General features: G+C 39.8%; 2 rRNA genes. Both read left to right on the plus strand.

Annotated elements, in window-relative coordinates:
* Positions 1–236 (plus strand): 23S ribosomal RNA (locus tag F6U93_RS14390); the annotation flags it as partial.
* 157 nt (positions 237–393) lie between these two features.
* Positions 394–475, plus strand: a 5S ribosomal RNA gene (gene rrf, locus F6U93_RS14395); the annotation flags it as partial.

Raw genomic sequence — 475 nt, forward strand, 5'->3', positions numbered from 1 at the left:
CTCTAGTACGAGAGGACCGAGTTGGACAAACCTCTGGTGTATCAGTTGTCGCGCCAGCGGCATTGCTGAGTAGCTACGTTTGGAAGGGATAAGCGCTGAAAGCATATAAGCGCGAAACCCACCACAAGATGAGATTTCTTTAAAGGGTCGTGGGAGATTATCACGTTGATAGGCTATAGGTGTAAAGGCAGTAATGTCATAGCCGAGTAGTACTAATAACCCATAGGCTTATTGTACGCCTGTTTTTTTATAAAGTTCAATACATTATTACGTCAATATCTTATTTCAATATGTTAAAATATTAGCGCAAAAAGCGCAGTTAAAAGTGAGAGTATAGGGTTAAAAGTTGCAGAACTTTAAACATTATAAACTTGAAACATTTAGCTAACAATTTAAGGTGATTATAGCGATGGGGCTCACCTCTTACCTTTCCGAACAGAGAAGTTAAGCCCATTAGCGCCGATGGTACTACATT

The organism is Pseudotamlana haliotis (assembly GCF_008806375.1).
Classification (GTDB): Bacteria; Bacteroidota; Bacteroidia; order Flavobacteriales; family Flavobacteriaceae; genus Pseudotamlana; species Pseudotamlana haliotis.